The organism is Natrinema sp. LJW11, assembly GCF_056135975.1.
Map to the genome: position 1 here is coordinate 593,697 of NZ_JBWBDM010000001.1, position 14,675 is coordinate 608,371.

The 14,675-nt window shown below is 64.2% G+C and carries 16 protein-coding genes; 12 read left to right on the forward strand and 4 right to left on the reverse strand.

The genetic code is table 11. From position 1 onward, the window contains the following. The first annotated feature begins 528 nt into the window (after window positions 1-528). The gene (locus tag AC0QDI_RS02925) at window positions 529-1,167 is read left to right on the forward strand and encodes a DUF7108 family protein (RefSeq protein WP_474665065.1); all 639 of its coding nucleotides are present in this window, start codon (window positions 529-531) and stop codon (window positions 1,165-1,167) included. On the opposite strand, the gene AC0QDI_RS02930 is transcribed toward AC0QDI_RS02925, so the two are convergent. Then, window positions 1,161-1,520 carry a PadR family transcriptional regulator gene (locus AC0QDI_RS02930; protein ID WP_474665067.1) on the reverse strand — a complete coding sequence of 120 codons (360 nt, stop codon included), beginning with the start codon at window positions 1,518-1,520 and terminating at the stop codon, window positions 1,161-1,163. The two genes, AC0QDI_RS02925 and AC0QDI_RS02930, sit on opposite strands and share 7 nt — an antisense overlap. 205 nt (window positions 1,521-1,725) lie before the next feature. On the opposite strand from AC0QDI_RS02930, the gene AC0QDI_RS02935 reads away from it, so the two are divergent. The 7 genes from AC0QDI_RS02935 (at window position 1,726) to bluB (ending at window position 6,791) form a co-directional block, all read left to right on the forward strand. After that, window positions 1,726-2,256, forward strand: coding sequence for an inorganic diphosphatase (locus tag AC0QDI_RS02935; protein ID WP_098726898.1), 531 nt, complete (start codon window positions 1,726-1,728; stop codon window positions 2,254-2,256). Between the two features lie 148 nt (window positions 2,257-2,404). Next, entirely contained in the window at window positions 2,405-2,539 is a 135-nt protein-coding gene (locus AC0QDI_RS02940; protein WP_474665069.1) for a hypothetical protein, read from the forward strand. Between the two features lie 192 nt (window positions 2,540-2,731). After that, a complete protein-coding gene (locus tag AC0QDI_RS02945) occupies window positions 2,732-4,075 on the forward strand; it encodes an alkaline phosphatase family protein (RefSeq protein WP_474665071.1) in 1,344 nt (447 codons plus the stop codon). 65 nt (window positions 4,076-4,140) lie between these two features. After that, window positions 4,141-4,527: a hypothetical protein gene (locus AC0QDI_RS02950; protein ID WP_474665073.1), complete on the forward strand. Its 387-nt coding sequence runs from the start codon at window positions 4,141-4,143 to the stop codon at window positions 4,525-4,527. Window positions 4,528-4,587: 60 nt separating this feature from the next. Further along, window positions 4,588-5,001 carry a DUF371 domain-containing protein gene (locus AC0QDI_RS02955; RefSeq protein WP_474665075.1) on the forward strand — a complete coding sequence of 138 codons (414 nt, stop codon included), beginning with the start codon at window positions 4,588-4,590 and terminating at the stop codon, window positions 4,999-5,001. A 78-nt stretch (window positions 5,002-5,079) separates the two neighbouring features. Continuing rightward, entirely contained in the window at window positions 5,080-5,997 is a 918-nt protein-coding gene (locus tag AC0QDI_RS02960) for an endonuclease III domain-containing protein (RefSeq protein WP_474665077.1), read from the forward strand. A gap of 95 nt (window positions 5,998-6,092) precedes the next feature. After that, window positions 6,093-6,791 carry a 5,6-dimethylbenzimidazole synthase gene (bluB, locus tag AC0QDI_RS02965; RefSeq protein WP_474665079.1) on the forward strand — a complete coding sequence of 233 codons (699 nt, stop codon included), beginning with the start codon at window positions 6,093-6,095 and terminating at the stop codon, window positions 6,789-6,791. A 300-nt stretch (window positions 6,792-7,091) separates the two neighbouring features. Here bluB and AC0QDI_RS02970 read toward each other — a convergent pair whose 3' ends face one another. Then, window positions 7,092-9,026, reverse strand: a complete 1,935-nt coding sequence (locus AC0QDI_RS02970; RefSeq protein ID WP_474665081.1) for a beta-CASP ribonuclease aCPSF1 — start codon at window positions 9,024-9,026, stop codon at window positions 7,092-7,094. Between the two features lie 484 nt (window positions 9,027-9,510). Here AC0QDI_RS02970 and AC0QDI_RS02975 point away from each other — a divergent pair, with 484 nt between their 5' ends. Then, complete coding sequence (locus AC0QDI_RS02975; RefSeq protein ID WP_474665083.1) at window positions 9,511-9,996, forward strand: DUF7984 family protein; 486 nt, start codon at window positions 9,511-9,513, stop codon at window positions 9,994-9,996. Window positions 9,997-10,050: 54 nt separating this feature from the next. Here the strand turns inward: AC0QDI_RS02975 and AC0QDI_RS02980 are convergent, their stop codons facing one another. Then, entirely contained in the window at window positions 10,051-10,623 is a 573-nt protein-coding gene (locus tag AC0QDI_RS02980; protein ID WP_474665085.1) for a twin-arginine translocation signal domain-containing protein, read from the reverse strand. Between the two features lie 124 nt (window positions 10,624-10,747). Here AC0QDI_RS02980 and nucS point away from each other — a divergent pair, with 124 nt between their 5' ends. Then, window positions 10,748-11,491: an endonuclease NucS gene (gene nucS, locus AC0QDI_RS02985; RefSeq protein WP_474665087.1), complete on the forward strand. Its 744-nt coding sequence runs from the start codon at window positions 10,748-10,750 to the stop codon at window positions 11,489-11,491. A 56-nt stretch (window positions 11,492-11,547) separates the two neighbouring features. Here nucS and AC0QDI_RS02990 read toward each other — a convergent pair whose 3' ends face one another. Beyond that, a complete protein-coding gene (locus AC0QDI_RS02990; RefSeq protein WP_474665089.1) occupies window positions 11,548-12,003 on the reverse strand; it encodes a YbhB/YbcL family Raf kinase inhibitor-like protein in 456 nt (151 codons plus the stop codon). A gap of 339 nt (window positions 12,004-12,342) precedes the next feature. On the opposite strand from AC0QDI_RS02990, the gene AC0QDI_RS02995 reads away from it, so the two are divergent. Together AC0QDI_RS02995 and AC0QDI_RS03000 are read left to right on the forward strand one after the other, a co-directional pair. Continuing rightward, window positions 12,343-13,155, forward strand: coding sequence for a helix-turn-helix transcriptional regulator (locus tag AC0QDI_RS02995; protein ID WP_474665091.1), 813 nt, complete (start codon window positions 12,343-12,345; stop codon window positions 13,153-13,155). Window positions 13,156-13,314: 159 nt separating this feature from the next. After that, window positions 13,315-14,556, forward strand: coding sequence for a flavin-containing monooxygenase (locus AC0QDI_RS03000; RefSeq protein ID WP_474665093.1), 1,242 nt, complete (start codon window positions 13,315-13,317; stop codon window positions 14,554-14,556). Window positions 14,557-14,675 lie beyond the last annotated feature (119 nt).

Sequence of the window (14,675 nt, forward strand, 5' to 3'; positions counted from 1 at the left end):
CTCAATTCAGCGTAGAGACGTTTCTCATTCCGGACCGACCATCCGGTGTGCGGTGGCGCGCGCTGTCGGCCGACCGAGGGCCGCGAGGCGCGAGCGTAGTGAGCGCCTCGGAAAGCAAACGGTGACCGCAGGGAACCGTGAGCACAGCGAGGGCGGCCGGTGATATTGCGCGAGGGATGAGCGAACGAAGTGAGCATTAGCGCGGAACCTCCGGTTCCGCGAACCATGCGAATAGTGCGAGACCTCCGGTCTCGCATACCATGCGAACGGCGGCTCCGCCGCCGTGAGCAGACGGGCGGAGCGCGGCGCTACGCGCCGCGACCGTCGAGGCGGTTTCACCGCCTCGCAGCGCCCGTGAGCAGCAATCGGCTGGGGAGGGCGTGGCGATTCCCTGGTGCCACGATAGCAGGACACTTCTTTCATCGAACTCACTATCGAAAATTCTGCGCAGTAAACAATTCGCTCTTCGCTGCGCTCACTCGGAGCGAATCAGCAAGGGGAAAACCGTTCGAGTGCGTACGCTCCCCCATGACCGATTCGAACGCAGCCGACGCCGACGGTGCGGGCGACCAGCAGGGCGGAGACGGTCCCGACGCTCCGAACGGCACGGAACTTCCCAGAGAGGTCGTCGACGAAGTCGAACGGCTGACCCGCCTCGAGCGCACCGCGGTCGACGAAAACGAGGTCGAGGCCTACGAAAACCGATCCGACGAACTGCTCGACGAGCACGACTTCACGTCCCGCATCCGCGACGATGACGGCGACGACGTGCTGGTACTCCATCCCGAGGAGTGGCACGAGGACGGCGTCATTCGAACCGACCGCATCGAGGACATCGACCGCGCGGTCGAGATTCCGCTCGAGGGGGCCGAGAATCCGGACGACTGGGAGGCAGTCGACGAGCACAACCGCGAGCTCGTCGCAGCGGTCAGAGCGGATCACGGCGACGTGCACGGCGACAACGCGGCGATGCTGGCCGATTTCGCCGGCAATCACTACGCGAAGCCGATGGAGGAACTAACGGGCGACGAACTCGCGGAGTTTCGAGCGGAGTACGTCGTCAGGAACGCCTGGCCGACCGAAAAACAGCAGGATGCGCTCGAGGAGTCGATCGAACTGGTTCTCGAGACCGCTGCTGGGGCGGTCCCGGACGCCGAGTCTCAGTAGCTGTTTTCGACGATGTCGCGGATCTCGTCGGCGCGGTCGTCGCCCGTGACGACCTTCGAGAGCGCCCACTGGATGCCGTCGAGGACGGCGTCGTAGCCGTCGTCGGTCAGCGAGTACTGGTTCGTTCGCTTGTCGAGTTCGCTCTTCTCGACCAGACCCAGGTCGACGAGCTCGTCGAGGTTGGGGTAGAGTCGTCCGTGGTTCACTTCCGTCCCGTAGTAGTCCTCGAGCTCTCGCTTGATCGCCAGGCCGTACATCGGTTCCTTGGCGAGGATGACGAGGATGTTGTTCTGGAAGGCGGTGAGTTCGCGTGCAATACTCTGTTCGCCGGTGATTGATTGTGCCTCTGACATACGTGTGCAAATGTTACCAGAGTATTTAAGACTTGTCAACTATCCCTTCGTATCAGCCGGTTGTACAACCTGCTATCAGCCACGATACCGCCGGATACGGATGTACATGCCTGATTCGTGTCTCTTCGATATCTGGCAACCGTCACGTAGTTTGTGACACTCGATTACGAAAGTACTTTTTGATCGACCGTGAACTCTCAGATACATGGTCAACCTCTGGGAAGACCTCGAGACCGGACCGAATCCGCCAGAAGAGATCTACGCCGTCGTGGAGTGTCTCAAGGGCGAGCGAAACAAGTACGAGTACGATAAGGACGTTCCGGGCGTCGTCCTCGATCGCGTCTTGCATAGCAACGTCCACTATCCGAGCGACTACGGCTTCATCCCGCAGTCGTATTACGACGACGAGGACCCCTTCGACGTGCTCGTCCTCGTCGAGGACGCGACCTTCCCCGGCTGCGTTATCGAGGCCCGTCCCGTCGCGCTGATGAAGATGGACGACGACGGCGAGCAAGACGACAAGGTCATCGCCGTCCCGAGCGAGGACCCGCGCTACGACCACATCCAGAATCTCGACGACATCCCACAACAGGAACTCGACGAGATCGACGAGTTCTTCTCGACGTACAAGAACCTCGAGGAGGGCAAGGAAGTCGAGACGCTGGGCTGGGAGGACAAACAGGCGGCCTACGACGCGATCGAACACGCTCAGGATCTCTACGACGAGAACTTCTAGCGACGGACCTAACGGCGGTGCGATCCGCGTTGGGATCCGTATTTTCTCACGGGACGAGCCGATTCACGAGAGTAATCCGCGACCGGTCGGGACATGCAGTATGAGCATGGGTAATTTTATCCCCGAAGCTCCCGTCATTACTCAGTGTATGGCAGCATCCAACGCTTCCGCGCGAACGTCTCCGTCGGCCGACGACGCAGTCGAGGCCGCCGCCGGCATGGCCCATCCCACGGTCGTTCCGACTAACTTCGACCCCGAGGACTCGAGCGAACGCGAGGAGTAACGATCCGCTGTCCGTCCCGATTCGGTGGTCGTCTGCCGCAATTTCCCATCAGCTACCGATCGCTGACATCCCCGGCGGCTGACTACCGGATCATCGACGGCCGTCCGGCGGTGCAGCGACCGGAGTGTCAGCCGTTCGCAAAACACTGTCTCGAAACGAAGCTTCTTGTATGCGGTCGGACTACGTCCGCCCATGGGTCTGTTCGACCGACTACGGGGCGACGGAGACCCCCGTGTCGCATTTATCGGGGTCGACGGCGTGCCGTATAGTCTCCTCTCGGAGAACGAGGAACTGTTCCCGAACTTCGCTGCGATCGCCGAGAACGGGACCGCCGAGGAGATCTCGAGCATCGTTCCGCCGGAATCCAGCGCCTGCTGGCCGTCGCTGACGACCGGCGTGAACCCCGGTGAGACGGGGGTGTACGGCTTCCAGGACCGCGAGGTCGGCACCTACGACACCTACGTCCCGATGGGCCGCGACGTCCAGGCCGACCGCGTCTGGGACCGCGTCCAGGAGAACGGCCGCAAGGCGACCGTGATGAACGTTCCCGTCACCTTCCCGCCCCAGCGAGACGTCCAGCGGATGGTCTCGGGCTTCCTCTCGCCCGGCCTCGACAAGGCAGCCTATCCGGACGACGTCCGCGACTACCTCGAGACGCTCGACTACCGGATCGACGTCAATCCGAAGCTCGGCCATCAGGACGATAAATCCGAGTTCATCGAGGACGCCCACGCGACGGTCGACGCGCAGTACGAGGCGTTCCAGCACTACATCGAGGAGGACGACTGGGACCTGTTCTTCGGCGTCTTCATGACCACCGACCGAGTCAACCACTTCCTGTTCAAGGACTACGAGCGCGACGGGGAGTACCGCGACGAGTTTATCGAGTTCTACAAGAAGGTCGACGACTATATCGGCCGCCTGCGCGACTCGCTGCCCGAAGACGTCACCCTGATCGTCGCCTCCGACCACGGCTTTACCAGCCTCGACTACGAGGTCCACTTCAACGAGTGGCTCCTAGAGGAGGGCTGGCTCTCGTTCGGGACCGACGAGCCCGAGGAACTGAGCGACATTTCCGACGACGCGAAGGCCTACTCGTTCATCCCGGGTCGGTTCTACATCAACCTCGAGGGTCGGGAACCCCGCGGTGCCGTCCCCGAGGACGAGTACGACGCGGTCCGGGACGAACTCAAGGCCGACCTCGAGGCGCTCGAGGGACCGAACGGCAACAAGGTAGTCGACCGCGTCGTCGAGAAGGAGGAAGCCTTCCGCGGCGATCACGCCGACATCGCACCCGACCTGGTCGCGATTCCGACCAACGGCTTCGACCTCAAATCCGGCTTCAAGGCCGACTCCGAGATATTCACGACGGGGCCGCGAAACGGGATGCACAGCTTCGACGATACGTCGCTGTACATCGACAGCCCGGACGCGACGATCGAGGACGCCGACCTGTTCGATATCACGCCGACGATCCTCGATCTGATGGGGATCGACTACAGTCGCGGCGATTTCGACGGCACGAGTCTCGCCTGATCGCCGTCTCATCAGTTCGCTGAACAGACGAAAGGTATATTTTTATTCGTATTCTGTCGGGCAGTATGAACGATATTATGAGTGATGTTCGCGTCGTCGGAGCGAGTGTGACGCTCGCGTTCTTGCTCGCCGGTGCCGTTAGCGCGATCACCCAGAGCCCGGCCGTGCTCGGCGTCACGCCGATCGGAATCGCGGTCTATCTGGCCGTCGGCGTCGGATTCCCCCAGTACCTGCTATCGCGTCGAACCGGCTCGCAGCTCCAACTGGGGCTAGCCTGTCTCGCGACCGCCGGTGCGGCGTTCGTCGCGGTCGCGGGCATCGGGACGAGTTCGCTGCACGCCGAGTGGAGCGGCGGGATCGTCGTGATCCTGCTCGTCGTCGTCCTCGGAAACGTCCTCGGCGCGGGCGTTCGCGAATTCCGATCGGGGTATCGATCGACGTCCGGCCCGTAATCCACCGCCGCCACCGCTCCGATTCGATCCCGTTTTCCGGCCGGCACCGAACCGCCTTCTATGGACGAGGTAATCCACGCTCGCGGCCACGAGAACGTCAGCGCCGAGCACGCGAGCACCTTCGAAGTGACGACGGACGACTTTCTCACCGCCGCCGGCGATTGCATCCTCGCGATCGAGGCCGACCGTGCGCCGGCGGATTTCGATCCCGACTTCGTCGCGGCCTGCCGGGACGCCGACGCGACGATTACGGTCACCCTTGAGGCCGACGGCCATACGGAGTCCGTGACGGGACGCGGTGATCCGGCCCTCGAGTTCACCAGCGAGCGCAGCGCGGTCGGCCGGACGAGCGATTACGTCGACGACCGAACGATCGTGCTCGATGCCGAGTTCGCGGCCGAAGGGTTCGACCGTGATCTCGTCGCAGCACTGGCCGACGGGGCCGAAGCGACGGTGACGATCTCCGTCGACTGAGAGGCGGGGGATCCGAAATCGGCGAACTCGAGTCCGGCCTCCGTCGCGGTTTTGGTCGCCGAGTCCGAACGGACGGCTATGAGCGACGATCCGGAGCCGACCGTGAACATCAGCGGCGGCAGGGAGGGTGGCGGCGCGGCCGCCGAGTTCGATCCCGCGACGGCCGACACGCGAGCGGAACGCGTCGTCGATCGGCTGGGCGAACTCTACTGGCAGAAGACCTACGGCGGACAGGACGCCTTCACCTGCCTGGTCCGGACGATTCTGAGTCAGAACACCAGCGACAAGGCGAGTCAGCCGGCCCACGACGCGCTGCTCGAGCGCTACGACGGCAGTGCGTCCCAACGCGACGCGAACGGTGCGAGCGGTGCGAGGCGCAAACAACGTAAGGGTCTCGATGATGCGAACGGCGAAGCCGTGAGCGGACGACCGCGAGCCGAGGACGTCGACCTCGCCGAATCGCTCGCGGGCGCCGAGCAGTCGATACTCGCCGAAACGATCAGCGGTGCGGGGCTGTACAACCAGAAGTCCGAGACGCTCATCGATGTCGCGGCGTGGGTTCTCGAGGAGTTCGGCTCCGCCGCGGCGTTCGACGCCTTCGTCAAGGACGAGGATCCCGAAACGGTTCGCGAGACGCTGCTCGAGGTCCGCGGCGTCGGCCCGAAGACCGCCGACTGCGTGTTGCTCTTCGCGGGCGGTCGCGGCGGCGTTTTCCCCGTCGACACGCACGTCCACCGGATCTATCGGCGCATGGGGATCGCCCCGCCGGACGCGGACCACGAGGGGGTTCGGGCCGTCCTCGAGCGGGACGTACCCGCGGCGAAGTGCGGGTTCGGCCACACGGCGACGATCCAGTTCGGTCGCGAGTACTGCACCGCGCGGAAACCCGCCTGTCTCGAGGATCCCGACGCCTGTCCGATGGCCGATATCTGCGATCAGGTGGGAGTCTACCCCGCGACGGACGAGGTCGTGGACCCGGCCGAGACGCTCGAGTGACCGACTGACGGTCGACTACTACGGTCCTCCGTTCGAAGCCCCGCGTCGACGGGCAGTCACCGACTTTATGCAATCCTGGTTGGAGAACTGAACCGATGGTTGCATTCACCGATGCGGAACGGGACGCGGTGTACAAGGCGATCTACGCCCGGCGCGATATCCGGCGGTTTCGCGACGAACCGATTCCGGACGAGCTCCTCGAGCGACTGATTCGGGCCGCACATCACGCCCCGAGCGTCGGCTTTTCGCAACCGTGGGACCTCGTCGTCGTCAGCGACGACGGGACGAAAGCCGCAATCGCAGAGATCGCGGAGCGCGCCATCGCGGCCGCCCGCGAAGGGTACGAGGAGCCACGGAAAAGCGAGTTCGCCGCGCTGAAACTCGAGGGGATCCGCGAGTCTCCGGTCAATATCTGCGTCACCTGCGATCCGACCCGCGGCGCGCCCCACGTGTTGGGTCGCAGTTCGATGACGCAGACAGACGTGTACTCGACCTGTCTCGCGGTGCAGAACCTCTGGCTGGCCGCTCGAGCGGAGGGCGTCGGCGTCGGCTGGGTGAGCGTCCTCTACCCGCACGAGGTCCGGGAGGTCCTCGGGATTCCACCGCACGTCGAGCCGGTCGCGTACCTCTGTTTGGGCTACCCCGAGGACGGCTTCCCCGAGGAACCGGTGCTCCAGCGGGAGGGCTGGCGCGATCGGCTCGAGGTGGAGCCGCTCGTCCACGAGGAGCGATGGGACGCGGACGAGTCGACAGAGACCGACGGCGAAGCGGCCATTTCGTCGGACAGCAGTTAACGATCGTCCGATCCGGACTTACCGTGGTAGTTCCGTGACAGCTGGATTCCCTGACTCTGTTACATAGATCGATCGTCCACAGCGGCCGACTCGAGCGCGCGCCTCCTACTCGAGGCGCGCGCTCGAGTCGCGGGGAAGGGCAGGTCACCTGGCGCGGCGCGCGGATCCGCGCGCCGCGCTATGAGCTGTCCTGGTGGAAATGAAAAGGGCGAGTGAGGCCTGCCAAGGCCGAACGAGGGAGCTCAAAAATCGCTCCGCGATTTTTGGCTTCTCGAAAACGCTCCGCGTTTTCGGAGACTTTCAGAGGAAGCGGAAGGTCTCGAGGTTCTTCGGTGCGAAGGTTCGCATGTCGTAGTCGTGGTAGAGCGCCGAGGAGAGGTCCTGCGTGGAGCGTTCGTCACCGTGGACGCAGAGCACCTTCTCGGGGCGCGGATTCATCGTCTTGACGAAGTTCTCGAGGCCGGCACGGTCGGCGTGGCCGGAGAAGCCGTCGACGGTCTCGACGCCCATGTTCAGCGAGAGGGTCCCGCGGCCGTCGCCGCCACCCATCGAACCGACTTCGCTGGTGGGGATCTCGTCCCAACCGTTCTGGATGCGTCGACCGAGGGTTCCTTGCGCCTGGTAACCGACGAAGACGAGCGACGAGTCCGGATCGGGGCCGAGGTGGCCGAGCCAGGACATGATCGGGCCGCCGGTGACCATCCCGGACGTCGAGAGGATGATACAGGGTTCGCCGTCGGCGACCTCCTGTCGTTCCTCCTCGCCGGCGTCGATGTGGTTGAACTCCTCGGCGAGGAACGGGTTCTCGTCATCGTGGAAGATGCGGTCTCGGAGGTTGTCTCGGAGATACTCCGGGTAGGTGGTGTGGATCGCCGTCGCCTCCCAGATCATCCCGTCGAGGTGGACCGGCATCTCGGGAATTTTCCCGTTGCGCATCGCCTCCTCGAGGACGAGCATGATCTCCTGTGACCGACCGACTGCGAAGGCGGGAATAACGACCTTCCCGCCCTTGTCGTGGGTGTCGTTGATGACCTCTATCAGGTTCCGCTCGGAGTCCTGTTGGTCGGTCTGATAGTCGTTTCGACCGCCGTAAGTCGACTCGAGGACGAGCGTCTCGACCCGCGGGAAGTCGTTGACCGCGCCGTTGAACAGGCGGGTGTCGTCGTAGTGAATGTCGCCGGAGAAGGCCACGTTGTAGAGGCCGTCACCGATGTGGAAGTGCGAGACGGCCGAGCCGAGAATGTGACCGGCGTTGTGGAAGGTGAGTTTGACGTCCGGCGCGATGTCCGTGACGTCGCCGTACTCGAGGGGGATGCAGTGTTTGATCGCCTCGCGGACCTGCTCGCTCTCGTAGGGGGGGCTTCGGCCTTCCTTGGCCGCGACGTCGAGGTAGTCGAGCGTCAGCAGTCCCATCAGATCTCGCGTCGGTTCGGTACAGTAGATCGGGCCGTCGTAGCCGTATTTGAACAGGAGCGGAATCAGCGCGGAGTGGTCGAGGTGGGCGTGCGTGAGGACGACTGCGTCGATGGTCTGTGGGCCCGCGCCCAGCGCCTCGGGCGCGTGGAGATAGGGGACTTCGCCTTCGGCACCCGGTTTGTCACCGCAGTCGATGAGGATCCGCGTCTCGGGCGTCGAGAGGATGAAGGATGCGCGGCCGACCTCGCGACAACAGCCCAGCGTCGTGATGCGGACGTACTCGTCGTCGGACATCTCCTCGCGGTGGATCTGTCGGCCGACCTTCTCGAGGATATCGCGGCGCTCGTCGCGCTCCTGTTTGAGAAAGCTGCGGACGTTCGAGACGGTCGAGGACTCGATCGGCGGCGTGCGGACGACTTCGGGCGTCCAGCCGACGGTCTTCGTGATTTCGCGGAGCGTCGACCCGTGACGGCCGATGACCATGCCGGGCTTTTCGGCCTCGATGACGACTTCGCCCGTGTCGGCGTGGAAGTCGAGGTCGGTGACTCCCGCGTCCTCGGGGACGACGTTCATGATCTCCTCGCGGGCCTGTTCGGGTCGCGAGAGGACGCTGGGGTCGGGCCGGACGGTGATCCGCTTGCGTAGCTTGCTCGCGAGTTGCCGAATGAGGTCGCCCTGCTGGGCGAACTTCTTCGGATCGCGCGTGTAGACCACCAGTTCGGGGCCTTCGTATTTCACCGAGGAGACCGAGATATCGCTCGGTAACTCGCTCGTGATCTGTGCTTCGAGATCGTCGAGTTGCTGCTCTACAGTGCTCATAGGTCGCCAATGTGGCTTGCGTGAACTCGCCGTCCGGGATCGAGTGCGCCGCCGGATGGGGCAGAATCGATAGGAGACCAGCGTCGGATTGCAGTGTCGTGACGACCGTTGACGGATGGTCGCCACGATATGTGAGAGCGATGTCCGAACGGGACAACGTAGCTCTCACTCCGTCTCGTCTCCCGAGTTATCGTATTCAACTCCATACCTGACGAAGACGCCCCCGGATCGGTTATCCTGGTTCGTGCGGGACAATTCCAGGGAGAACCCGCTTACTCGAGGCTATTCTTTGCGTAGTATAAAAGCCTTCGCAAAACCTGGCCACAAAGGCAGTATACCGTCGGCAGACAGGTAGTGAACGGCAGACCGCGGCGCGAACACAACGCAGTCACGTCCAGAGCGTTGGATGGCACATCGCGCTCGTCGACGGCACGGTTGCGACCGATGGTACAGCGTTTTGGGGACCGGTATCGTCGTCCCCTCCATGCACATCACGCCCGCTCGAGTCCGCGAGGAACGAAACTGGGTCGTCGACCGCGCCGATCGGACCGTCGTGCTTATCAACGACGTCCGCGACGACCTCGGCGAGGTCTTCGGTACCGACGTAGACGCGGTGACGGCGGATCGGTACCGTGAGGAGGTCGACGCCGTCTTCGCCGACGGCGACCTGGCCGTCAACGTCACCGCCCTGGTCGCCATTCTCAGAGATCTCGACGTGGAGAACGATTACCCGGGGTTCGTGGTCGACGAACTCCTCGGGCGAGAACTGGCCGCGACGATCGCCGGCGACCAACCGCTGCGGACGCTCGGCGAGGCGACGTTCCATTACGCGGACACCATGGTCCACGGCGACGCGAGCGAGAACGCCGGTATCGACGACTGCGAGGCGGCGCTCGCCGCCGGCTTTCAGGAGCGACTCCCGGGCTGGAACTGGACCGAACGCGAGAGTCCGTTCAGTCTCGAGCGGTGACCCCATCGAGCGGTGAATTCCCTGGGAACGTCCGACTATCGGCCGGTGCTCGAGTCACTCGGCCGTCTCGTTGCCGGAACCGGAGCCGGTGGTCACGTTCCCGGAGTCGGAGCCGTTCGTCTCGTTCCCCTCTTGTGATCGCTGCTGTTCTTCGAGCATCGCCCGTTGTTGCTCCTGTCGCTGTTGTTGCTGAACGAACAGCTCGTAGCGCTCACCGGGATAAATCCCGCCGACAACTCCGTTTTGAAGGGCATCCATGATCGCTTCGTCGGGACCCGTTACGCGAAGCAGTCCGTACTTCGGTTCCGACTTCTCGATCGAAATGTCGCGCTCGCCGGCCGATTCTTCGAACGACGTCGTGGCTTCTTTCGTCAGCTCGGCTCGTCCCTTCTCGAACTCCCGTCCCGCTTCCTGTTCGCTGAGATTTCCGTCGTCGATATCGGCTCGAATTTCCTCCTCGAGACTGGCCAACGCCTCCCGGTCCGGCGTGATCGTTAGCGTGACCGCGTTCTCCCCATCGTCGTTCGATTGCCCCATCGAATCGAGTTGAGAGCAGCCGGCTAGCATTGCGGCTGCGCCGGTACCGGACAGTGCGAGGAACCCGCGACGGGTCGATAGGTTCGACATCGTGTCTTGCGCGGGGACGAACGTGGATATACCTTCTGCGTTGGTCCGGACTCAGGCCCGTCGAATCGCGACGAATCCGCCCGACAGCGGGGTCCTTTTATCGGTCCCGGTGCTAGTACGGCCAGTGACGGACTCCGAGTACGACGACCGAACGGAAACCCTCCAGCGCCCGACGCCGACGGCGGCCCGCGACGTGATCGCCCGCGGAATCGATAGCGACGCCATCGTCACCGTCTACGGGCGATGTACCGTCGATTACGACGGCCGAGCGACGAGCTATCTCGAGGCGGGGGATCGCCACGTCATGCTCAAACCCGACGGGGCGGCGCTGGTCCACACCGACGAGGGCCAGCAGCCGGTCAACTGGCAGCCGCCGGGCTGTGCCCACGAGGCGTCCTGTGCGGACGGGACGCTGATCCTCGAGAGTCTCCGGTCGACGCCGGACGAGCGGCTGCGTGTCAGGTTTCAGGAGGTCCTGCAGGTGTCCGCGTTCTCGGGCTCGGACGAGAACGAACTCGCCCTCGTGGGGACCGAAGAGGATCTCCGCCAGCGGATCCTCGAGGAGCCGAAGCTGCTCGAGACGGGGTTCACGCCGCTGGCGACCGAGCGCGACACGCCGGCCGGTGCGGTCGACATCTACGGCGAGGACTCGACCGGGCGGGCGGTCGTGGTCGAACTGAAGCGCCGCCGCGTCGGCCCCGATGCGGTGAGCCAGCTTCGACGCTACGTCGACGCGCTCGAGCGCGATTTACACGCCGATGCGGCCGTTCGCGGGATACTGGTCGCCCCGTCGGTGACCGATCGCGCCCGGCGGCTCCTGACCGATCACGGCCTCGAGTTCGTCTCGCTCGAGCCGCCGGCCGAGTGATTCCGTCGAGCCCCGGCCGAGGAACTGTCCCGTGACGCTCGAGTCCAGCCGATCCGTCAGGCCGGATACGTTCCCTCGAGTTGCGCTCGCTCGAGGACGTGGCCGTCCATCGCCGACTCGAGGTCGTCCGCGCGGGCGTCGGGTCCGAGTTCGAGCAACGTATCCAGCGCGAACAGTTTGAATCGGTAGCTGTGTTCCCCGTCCGGCGGATCCGGGCCGCCGTAGTCGCGTTCCCCCCAATCGTTCGTTCCGACGGTCGCGTCGTCCGACTGCCAGTCTTCCGGAATCGTCCCGATCTCCGGCGAGACGTTCCAGACCACCCAGTGGTCCCACACCTCACCGGCGGGTTCCTTCGCATCGGGGTCGTCCACGACCAGCGCGAGCGCCTCGGCGTCGGCCGGAACGCCGTCGATCTCGAGGTGCGGGTTGACGTTGTCTTTCGTGTAGCCGTACTCCTCCGGAATTCGGTCGCCGTCGTCGAACTCCGAGCTCTCGAGCGTGAAATCTACCATGCTGATCAGCTCCGTCGTGTGACCCTCACGTCGGCCGTTCACCGCCGCAATAGAAGAACCTTACAGCTCTTCGGGGTCACGACAGTATCGATAGAATCCGGCCTTGTTGAACCCCTCAATCGCTAATGGGTTTCAACAGCCGTGCTGAAGACAGGGCGCAATTGCGGCAAGTGGTGACTGCCACATCGGCACCACGACTGAGGTACGTCGCCACTATCGAGGTGGGCTGAGAAGCAGGTGGTGGACACGCCACTTGCTCTAGCTGAGCCCCTCGAACGTAAAGTCGCCTGTCTCTCCCGACGGTAGAAGCGCTAAGTCTCTCGCGCCCCTACTTTCCGTATGACTACGGGAATCGACAACGTCCAGTTCCTGGCCACGTCAGCCCACCGCGTTGGGGTCCTCGAGACGCTGAGGGACGGACCGACGGAGCGTCGAGAGCTGTGTGAGGTCACTGGTGCCTCTTCGCCGACCGTCGGACGGGCGCTCGCCGACTTCGAAGAGCGCAGGTGGATCGTCAGAGACGGCCCCGCGTACGAGTTGACTCCTCTCGGCGAGTACGTCGCCGACCGGTTCCTGGCTCTCCGGAACGCGATGGAGATCGAAGAGAAGCTTCGCGACGTCTGGCGGTGGTTGCCGGTCGAGATGCCGGGCTTCTCCGTCGACCTCTTCGCCGACGCGGTGGTTTCCTACCCCGGGCCGGGTTACCCCTACGAGCCCGTCGAGCGTCTCAGTCACCTCATCTCGTCGACCTCGTCGTTGCGCGGGTTCGATAACATCGTCTACAAATCGAGCAACCTCGAGACAGCCTGCGGCGCAGTCCTCGAGGGAATGACGTTCGAGTACGTATTCACACCCGAGGCTCTGGAGGGAATGTTCGTCTGGAACCCGGACCGGATCACGGAGGTCGCCGCCTGCGAGAACGCGACCGTCCTCGTCCACGATCACCTCCCCGACGGCGACCGCTGCGGCCTCGGTATCGTGGACGACCGGGCCGGCATCTGTTGCCACGACGCCGAAACCGGGGCGCTCGTGGCGGTCATTGACACGGACGCCCAGGAGGCTCGCGACTGGGCAATCTCGGTCTTCGAGCAGGTTCGAGCGGAGGCGACCCCGGTAGACCCCACCACCTTCGAGTCACACGCGACGTCGTAACGCCGCTGGCGACGACCGTCGCCATCGGACTGGCAAATCGGTCAGCCGAGAACTGCTGACGGAGCAGGCACCCGGCCGATGCGAGATTTCAGGGCGTGAAATCTTGCACGCGGCATCATCACTTCCCTCCGGCGCGTACGCTTACCAGGGAACGAAACCATGACCGAACGACACGACACAGTCATTATCGGTGGCGGTCAAGCCGGACTGGCAACCGGGTACTTCCTGCAGCGCCGCGACCGGGACTTCGTCATCCTCGACGCGAGCGACCGCGTCGGCGACGCGTGGCGGGTTCGCTGGGACTCTCTCCGGGTGTTCACGCCCGCCCGCTACTCGAGCCTCCCGGGGATGAACTATCCGGGCTCACCGTACGCTTTCCCCACGAAGGACGAGGTTGGAGACTACCTAGAAGCCTACGCTCAGCGGTTCGACCTGCCCGTCGAACTCGGCGTCCGCGTGGACGGACTGGAACGGAGCGGCGATGGCTTCCTCGTCACAGCGGGCGACCGACGGATCGAGGCGGACAACGTCGTGGTGGCGATGGCGAGCTATCAGGTCCCGACGGTCCCGGATTTCGCGGCGGAACTCTCCGATGACGTCGTCCAGTTGCATACGAGCGACTACCGCAACCCCAATCAGCTCCAGGACGGGGACGTGCTCGTCGTCGGGGCGGGCAACTCAGGTGCCGAGATCGCCCTCGACATCGCCGGCGCTTCGAGCCGGCAGCAAGCGAGACGCGGAGCGTCTCGCCCTGTTTACGGCGCCTCCGGCGCCGTGAGCCAGAGGTCCCACCGGGACCTCGCTGTCGCCTCCGAGCACGAAACGTGGCTGTCGGGCCGAGATGTCGGCCACGTACCGTTTCACATCGACTCGTGGGTCGGCCGCCACCTCGGGGTCCCGTTCGTGATGCGCGTGCTCTTCCACCGGATCTTCACGACGGGGACGCCGATCGGGCGCCGTATCCGCCCGAAGGTACTCTCACAGGGCGGCCCGCTGGTGCGCACGAAGCCGAGTGACCTGGCCGCAGCCGGCGTTGAACGGGTGCCTCGCGTGACCGGCGTCCGCGACGGTTGCCCCGTCGTCGAGGGCGACGACGTTCTCGACGTCGAGAACGTCATCTGGTGCACTGGCTTCCGGCCTGACTTTTCGTGGATAGACCTCCCAATCTTCGACGGGAAGGAACAGCCCAAGGAGCCCGTCCACGTGCGCGGCGTCATCCCGGACGAGCCTGGAGTATACTTCGTCGGCCTGTTTTTCCTGTACGCGATGACGTCAGGGCTGTTCACCGGCGTCGGCAGGGATGCAGAGTACGTCGTCGACCACCTGACGTCGACAGCGCGGCAGCAGCAGCCTCGTCGGAGCCGTTCCGGATCGGTGGATGGACTCCTTCAGCAGTCGTAGTTAAGTTCGGTGTCGGCCCCCGTATCTGAGAGGGGCCAGTCTCGCGAACGTCTCCATTTCACGCGGTCTAACTCGTCCTAACTCGGAGTTGGATCACCGGTGGTGACCGATACTCTCTC

Coding starts and splice junctions, on each gene's coding strand:
- AC0QDI_RS02925 (WP_474665065.1), top strand. CDS start 529: ATGACCGATTCGAACGCAGCCGACGCCGACGGTGCGGGCGACCAGCAG.
- AC0QDI_RS02930 (WP_474665067.1), bottom strand. CDS start 1,520: ATGTCAGAGGCACAATCAATCACCGGCGAACAGAGTATTGCACGCGAA.
- AC0QDI_RS02935 (WP_098726898.1), top strand. CDS start 1,726: ATGGTCAACCTCTGGGAAGACCTCGAGACCGGACCGAATCCGCCAGAA.
- AC0QDI_RS02940 (WP_474665069.1), top strand. CDS start 2,405: ATGGCAGCATCCAACGCTTCCGCGCGAACGTCTCCGTCGGCCGACGAC.
- AC0QDI_RS02945 (WP_474665071.1), top strand. CDS start 2,732: ATGGGTCTGTTCGACCGACTACGGGGCGACGGAGACCCCCGTGTCGCA.
- AC0QDI_RS02950 (WP_474665073.1), top strand. CDS start 4,141: ATGAACGATATTATGAGTGATGTTCGCGTCGTCGGAGCGAGTGTGACG.
- AC0QDI_RS02955 (WP_474665075.1), top strand. CDS start 4,588: ATGGACGAGGTAATCCACGCTCGCGGCCACGAGAACGTCAGCGCCGAG.
- AC0QDI_RS02960 (WP_474665077.1), top strand. CDS start 5,080: ATGAGCGACGATCCGGAGCCGACCGTGAACATCAGCGGCGGCAGGGAG.
- bluB (WP_474665079.1), top strand. CDS start 6,093: ATGGTTGCATTCACCGATGCGGAACGGGACGCGGTGTACAAGGCGATC.
- AC0QDI_RS02970 (WP_474665081.1), bottom strand. CDS start 9,026: ATGAGCACTGTAGAGCAGCAACTCGACGATCTCGAAGCACAGATCACG.
- AC0QDI_RS02975 (WP_474665083.1), top strand. CDS start 9,511: ATGCACATCACGCCCGCTCGAGTCCGCGAGGAACGAAACTGGGTCGTC.
- AC0QDI_RS02980 (WP_474665085.1), bottom strand. CDS start 10,623: ATGTCGAACCTATCGACCCGTCGCGGGTTCCTCGCACTGTCCGGTACC.
- AC0QDI_RS02990 (WP_474665089.1), bottom strand. CDS start 12,003: ATGGTAGATTTCACGCTCGAGAGCTCGGAGTTCGACGACGGCGACCGA.
- AC0QDI_RS02995 (WP_474665091.1), top strand. CDS start 12,343: ATGACTACGGGAATCGACAACGTCCAGTTCCTGGCCACGTCAGCCCAC.
- AC0QDI_RS03000 (WP_474665093.1), top strand. CDS start 13,315: ATGACCGAACGACACGACACAGTCATTATCGGTGGCGGTCAAGCCGGA.